Consider the following 6,416-nt stretch of genomic DNA (forward strand, 5'->3'; position numbering starts at 1 on the left):
CGAGTCTTGCGTCAGCAAGCCCAAGCTAGATGAATCCAAGTACTGCTTAGGCTATAGACAATTTACAGATCCATAATGATGCCGAAGCGAGTGGAAAATTTCTTGTGAAACAAATTCATTGTATCTTCAGCGCCAACCTGCCTACGCAAACCTCCGGCTATATTCTTAGGCGCCGATAACGTAGTTTGAGTTTCAAAGTTACAGCAAACCCTTCTTCTCAAAGCCCAAAGACAATCAAACCTGAACTTAAAACGTTCAAAGAAGCTTATCTCAAATCCACAACCTAATCTTGGACTTTGTATTATTTTACCACTGTCTAAGTTGTAAAAACAACTCTCAGATGGGGTTATGCTCACAGCACCCAATATATCTATATATCTAACCGGAGTATTTTCTTGAAAATGAAAATTCTCTCCACGTGCTCTAAATGTATTAAATTCCATCCCCGCCAATAGATAGGGAGTGAAATAGTTTCCAAGTTTTAAACCTAATCTATAAGATAACCCAAACGAGAAATTCTCAAATAGGTCGTCTCTCTGTTTATTCTTTCCATAGCCTAGAGTGGAACAATCAGCTTCCAGAGACATACGCAACTTAAAAACTTTCATCTCTAAACCAATAATCGTACCAAAGCCTACGCCAGAGGTTTTGGAGCTTAAATCCCGTGATGCATCATTTAGGAGAGAGTAGCTATTGGTCGCTAAATTTCCGGCGGGAGCCCCTACCTGAACAGCATTGCCACGTCCAATCATCCAACCAGCTCCCCAATTTCCACCACCACCAAGACCACAATCAGGCACGAAGTACCTTGGCTCTAAGGTAGCACTTGAATCTGAGTAATTGCTGGTTACGCCTAGGTACAGATGTGGGCGAAAGGAATCTTTGTTCGGACTTGAGCAGCTGGGTAAGAATGCTACCAATGAGGCCAAGAACAATATTGATGCAAATCTACTGAACTGACCATAAGAATTTGAACAGCCAGCGATCTGTATGCTAAATAGACCCAGTTTGGGCTTGCTAACGTAAGGCTCGGAAGCCTTGCTGGTTTCCTCGGTAGGCAGTTCTTCGAACTGAACTATTTTTAAGCTAAAATCATCATTCGGTTTAAAATCGCCGCAATACCTAACCCTCAACTTAGAGCAGGACCGCTCCTTAGTATTAGTACTAAAGAGAGGGGGGGGGGGAGGGGTAATCTCTCTAGCTCCAGCACGCTTTGCGCCTATCATGACCATTCCATAGCGAAATATCCAAAGGAAGATTACAACATCAGTGCAAGTCAAAGCAAAATAAAAATTAGAAAAATACGAAAATTTTAGTATTTTAACTTCGGTTTACTGTTGACCTCTTGCCCCTCCCCCGCGTTATTCTTTCACGACCAGCTGAGTAGTACTTGAACCTCTCTCAGCCTGGGCTTGCTACCGCAAGGCTCGCAGGCGCATACGCAGACCTGCTCGATGGGCTTATACTGTGTTAGGCAAGGCCTTTCAGCTTAAAGTAAACACCTTCTACCAATCAGAGTATATGAACGAAGTACTTTGAAGCTCGCTTGGTTCTGGGAATATTTTTACTACCTCAACCCGCTTCAGTATGCTTGCATTGTGCAGATATTCGCCAACCACTTGATAAGCAAACTGAGCGGCATGTTCAATTAAGTTAAAGCTTTGCCCCTCAAAGCTTGACCTAATTGCCTTGACTAAGCCAGAGTAACAAACCGTATCTTGAAAAGTTTATATGCGTGCTTCACAATTGTTCTTGCGCTAGCGCATTTTGCTCTGCTTGTCGAATAGCATCGAATTCCTGAAGTTCTTTCTCCAGACCGGTTACTGCATATTTCGCCCCCGCGTAAATTAGGCCACCGGTAATGCTGGCAAGCAAAGAGACCTTCTGTACATCTGCAATAAATGTAAGCTCAGGGAAATAATCACGCGCTGGAGTCGTAATCGCTGATACAGTTGCCCCAGCCCAACCAACAAATTGGCCCAATCCCTCAAGAGGATATAAAATTTTTACAAGTACCCTCATGGCCTTATTAATAAACCCCCAGCGCGCCAGCGTCCTCATTCGAGTAGGTTGCTCTTGCCCTTCTTCGTCCGTCACAATCGCAATTCTTGATCTCAAATTAATTTCTTGATCGCCTGGCTGAACCGTCATCCTAATATTAAACGGCGCAGCAGTTTCACCCTCCCTATGTAACGTTGCACTTGAATCAAACATCATAAAAACCAATAAACTTATTGGAAAAATCCTATACGCCATAATTAACCTCCATTTGTCAACTATGGTTTATTCTACAAGAATAAAGCTAATCAAGTATTAAACGACGGTTAGTCCTTTTAATCTAGGTTGTTACTTTTTAAACAGAAGCTACTGTTAATAACTTGTTAATAGATTACGCTGTGTAACCTAAATAGCCATAAATATTCACTGACGCTAATAATAATGCTTGCGTTTACTAACCGTTACTAAAGTTACCCACAAATGTTAAAGAAACGGCGCTGTGTTTGTAGTATTGGCCGTTTTAGCTAAACTACCTGTTGGTAAAATGATGATAATTTTTGATCCACATAATTAAGTCCAATATAACAGTAACAATTAAATATATATATTTAGTAATAAGATGTAGTATCCCGCAAGTTATCCGTACCCGTAGCTCAGCTGGATAGAGCGTTGCCCTCCGGAGGCGAAGGTCGGAGGTTCGAATCCTCTCGGGTACGCCAATTGTCTGATTAGTGGACTTTAACTGCGGTAGTTTATGCCTGTTTACAAGTACTGTGCGTCGGACAGATCAGGAATTAGATCAACTGGTTTTATAATTGCCGATAACAGAAACGGCGCAAGATCTGAGTTATTTGACCGTAGGTTAATCCCCATAAAGTGCTGCATTTCTTTTAAAATTATAATTAAGCGGTTTTTAGGAATAGGGGTAAAGCACGAAGATCTGCTGCTGTTTTTTCCATCATATAAAATATCAGGCCGCGATGGGGCTTAATATAATGGAGTCCCTGACAGCGCTGTCCAAGAACGATTTACCAGATTTGCTAATAATAGCAATTGGCGAGATCAGGTCGCTAATAGAGCAAGGATTCAGTATCTCCGACGCTTTCGGTCGATATAAGCATACATTTGGGAATATAGCAGTAAAGTTTTTGGCTTTGGCTGAGAAGACAGGTAACCTAGCCGAATCCGCAAGTAATATTATCCGGTTTTTAGAGCTAAACAACAAAGCCTCAAGATACATTAAACAAGCGCTGTATTATCCGTTGTTTTCTGTTTTTATGGCTTTTGTCACGGTCTTTTGTTGTGGCGCTGTGCTGGTTCCACAGCTGTCGAATATGTATAAAGATCTAAATCTGGAATATGGATTTTTTACTTCTACGGTCTTGTTTGTGTTTTCGACCGATTGGGTTAAGTTTTTAGAGGGTTTATCTTTATTAGTTGTGATTTTCTGTACAACCATTACCGTAATGGCTTTAAAGCGTAAGTATTTACTGTCAAAATTTGCGAGTAAAATTCCAATCTGTGGACGGATTATAAACAGCATTAACCTGTGGAAGTTCAGTTTGACGCTTTCTTCGGCCCTTGAGGCTAAAATTGCTTCGCTTGAGGCATTACAGATTGCGGTTTCTTCAATAAAAAACACATACTGGCGAGATTGCCTGGAAAAATCATGCTTAATGGTGCATGAGGGCTATAAAATAAGCTCGTCATTTAATAAATGCTGCAGTTTTATGCCAAGACTCTTTCTGTTGGCGATAGAGATCGGCGAAGAAAACAACACGCTTGGCAAAAGCTTGGGTACGTTTTCCGAAATGATTTATAATCAAATAGAGCTGTATATCAAGTCATTATCCAGCAAGCTATCAATATTTTTGACAATTTTTACAGGATTGGTTTTATTAATCGTTATTATGGGATTATTTTTGCCTATTTATAGCAATTTGATCAATATAAGCGATATCTAGATGATCAAGCTGTTTAACAATAATGTATCGTTTATTCTGTCTGATACGAAGGATATCCTACATATTGCCCGCGAAGGATCCGGTAATATACAGCTTAGAAAAATTACCAAATGGTCGCATTTGATTGAAAGATCTAATGAAAACTTTTGTATATTAACTTTGGACAGAAAAGTCGCTCTTGGTATGGAGACAACGCCGCCACTGTCTTGGGGTGAGTTGAGGAATTATCTGAAAGGACAGGCAGATGTTGGAAAATGCTACTTAGGTAAATTTGTTATAAAACACCTCTTCAGCAGAAATATATTTCACGTGCAAACTGCTGCTTTAAACGGGGATTTATTACCTTCTGAGTTGCATTCAAGCAGCCCTAACATTTTAGGCATTTTCCCTTTGCTGGCATTGATTCCTTTGGCCCTCAAAAAGCAGTTTAATTGCGATATGTCTGGATGGTGGATATTTGTTGGGCGATTTTTAGATGGAATTAAGCTGGTTGGTGGATATCAAAATAACTGCATATTCAACCTAGATATAATCACTAGTACTCTTGCACTACCAGATATGTTGAGTCAGAAGATCAATGAGGCCGCCTTATATATGCGCAGGTATAAATGGACAATAGATCAGCCAATAACAGTTTTTTCTAACATGAATCGAGGGTGTCTGGATAAACTCAATTTGCCAGATTTTATCAAAGTAATCGGGTTGCCTGATGCAGGCGCTAATAAATCAAATAGCGGAGGTATGAGCGAGCTTGCTAAGCTAATTATATCTCGTGCTGCCTCTCGCAAAATTTTCAAAAGCCCGTTACTGGTTAATAAGCACAAGCTTTGGCTGGTCAGAATCAAAAGATATCTTTGCAACGCGCTTTGTGCATCATGTGTTTTCCTGACCACTTGCCTTGGTGCGGCATTGGTCTGGCGGCCTTGGACAGTCGCTAATGTTTTGTCTCAAAAGATCGAACAACAACGAGTTGTTTTAGAAAACAGCATAAAAGACCTGTGTCATGAGTTTGAGATTACTGGTCTTGATGCAAGCGCAGATAAGCTGGTTAGCGCTCTTAAATTGACAAATACAAACACAGATTGTATCTGGAAGCACTTAAACAATATATCTGCAGCATTAAAAAATACCGCTGACATTATTGGCCTAAAGTATGAGCGCAAGCCCAGCATTAAGCTTTTCATTAGCGCTTTGCCTGATCAGGTGGAAGATATTTGCGGTGAATTGGGGAAGTATTTTTCTGGCGCTACGGCGGAAAAGCAAAATAAATCAAGGTCTAGAATCTTGTTGGAGGGCAATCTTGATTACCGTAAACAGCGAGAGCTTTTTACAATCGATCTGACGATATGAAGAAGACTTTTGCCAAAGTTTTAACATACAAAAACGATCTTATCGCGCTGTTATTGCTTGCGGGGATTTTGGCTGTCTCAATACTAGTTGGATCTTGGTCGATTAATGCGCTGCTTGATAAACAAGCCCAGATAGCAAGTATGCAAGAAGGCCTAAACAAACTTGATGACGATTTGGATTACGTTAACAAGTGGAGGGAGGAGGCTAAAGATGTAAGTAATGACTTTTTCAGGCGTTCTTGGTGTAGGTTTGATGAAGCGGACATAGAAAAAGCGTTGAGTGAGATAGCGCTGTCATGCGGGGTTAAAGAGCTGTCTTTGCAGTCGATGAATTTACGCGAAGCGGATGGCTTGTTCACGTCGTATCAGATAGCCATCAATGCGGCGATAAATTCTCAAAACAATGTTTACAAATTTATCGCTTGCTTAAATAACTGCGTTCCTGGGCTTGTATCGCTGGATAGCGTCGATGTAACTTTTGAAAAGTCGATTAAAACTTTCGTATGTAAAATAACTTTTAGCACAATATGCTTCGGCTTGATTGATCAGGAGTTCATTCCTGATCTCAATGACATTCCGAATTACAATTTGTCGATATTTGGGGCTGGAGTGCTAAAAGAATCTGACTTTCTTAAATTACAATCGGTTATAGTAACGCCAGAATCGGCGAAAGCGTGTATAAATGGGAAGTGGTACGCCCAAGGCGATACAATTGATTTGCCGAACGAGAATGTGTACGAAGGGTTCACTGCGGTACAAATTTTAGAAATCAACAGCGACGGTATAACAATTAAATTTTCAGGCGCCCCTGAGTGTGAGCAAATAAAACCTGGCCAGATAATCCGGCCTAAAGCTATAAAAAATGAAGAACTGTAATTGTTTTTGCCGGCATAAACCTTGTTTGTTTCGAGAGCATTTGGATGCTGAGATTTTTATGCTAAATTCACCTAGGTTTTTATGAATTTGAGTGTAAATAATGTTTGCTGAAAATGCTTATGCGCAGGCTGGCGAGTCATATGCCTTCAGCCTGGTTAATTTAATGCCGATTTTACTGATATTTGTGATTTTTTATTTTCTGTTATTTCGTCCTCAGCAGAAAAAGGAA

The 6,416-nt window shown here is 40.4% G+C and carries 7 protein-coding genes and 1 tRNA gene; 6 read left to right on the forward strand and 2 right to left on the reverse strand.

Annotated features, from left to right (window positions below; translation table 11 throughout):
- Positions 1–62 precede the first annotated feature (62 nt).
- Together LBL30_00165 and LBL30_00170 are read right to left on the reverse strand one after the other, a co-directional pair.
- Entirely contained in the window at positions 63–1,226 is a 1,164-nt protein-coding gene (locus LBL30_00165; protein ID MDR1031532.1) for a hypothetical protein, read from the reverse strand.
- Between the two features lie 514 nt (positions 1,227–1,740).
- Complete coding sequence (locus LBL30_00170) at positions 1,741–2,256, reverse strand: hypothetical protein (protein MDR1031533.1); 516 nt, start codon at positions 2,254–2,256, stop codon at positions 1,741–1,743.
- Positions 2,257–2,640: 384 nt separating this feature from the next.
- Between LBL30_00170 and LBL30_00175 the strand changes: the two genes are divergently transcribed.
- From LBL30_00175 to LBL30_00200, 6 genes are all read left to right on the forward strand, one after another.
- Positions 2,641–2,717 (forward strand) — tRNA-Arg (locus LBL30_00175).
- A gap of 35 nt (positions 2,718–2,752) precedes the next feature.
- Positions 2,753–2,989: a hypothetical protein gene (locus LBL30_00180; protein MDR1031534.1), complete on the forward strand. Its 237-nt coding sequence runs from the start codon at positions 2,753–2,755 to the stop codon at positions 2,987–2,989.
- Positions 2,979–3,962: a type II secretion system F family protein gene (locus LBL30_00185; protein MDR1031535.1), complete on the forward strand. Its 984-nt coding sequence runs from the start codon at positions 2,979–2,981 to the stop codon at positions 3,960–3,962. Before LBL30_00180 ends, LBL30_00185 begins: the two co-directional genes overlap by 11 nt.
- Entirely contained in the window at positions 3,963–5,312 is a 1,350-nt protein-coding gene (locus LBL30_00190; protein ID MDR1031536.1) for a hypothetical protein, read from the forward strand. It begins immediately after the preceding gene.
- Positions 5,309–6,187, forward strand: a complete 879-nt coding sequence (locus LBL30_00195) for a hypothetical protein (GenBank protein MDR1031537.1) — start codon at positions 5,309–5,311, stop codon at positions 6,185–6,187. Before LBL30_00190 ends, LBL30_00195 begins: the two co-directional genes overlap by 4 nt.
- A 163-nt stretch (positions 6,188–6,350) precedes the next feature.
- On the forward strand, positions 6,351–6,416 hold a 66-nt coding region (locus LBL30_00200; protein MDR1031538.1), incomplete at its 3' end, for a preprotein translocase subunit YajC.

The organism is Holosporales bacterium (genome assembly GCA_031263535.1).
Classification (GTDB): Bacteria; Pseudomonadota; Alphaproteobacteria; order UBA3830; family JAIRWN01; genus JAIRWN01.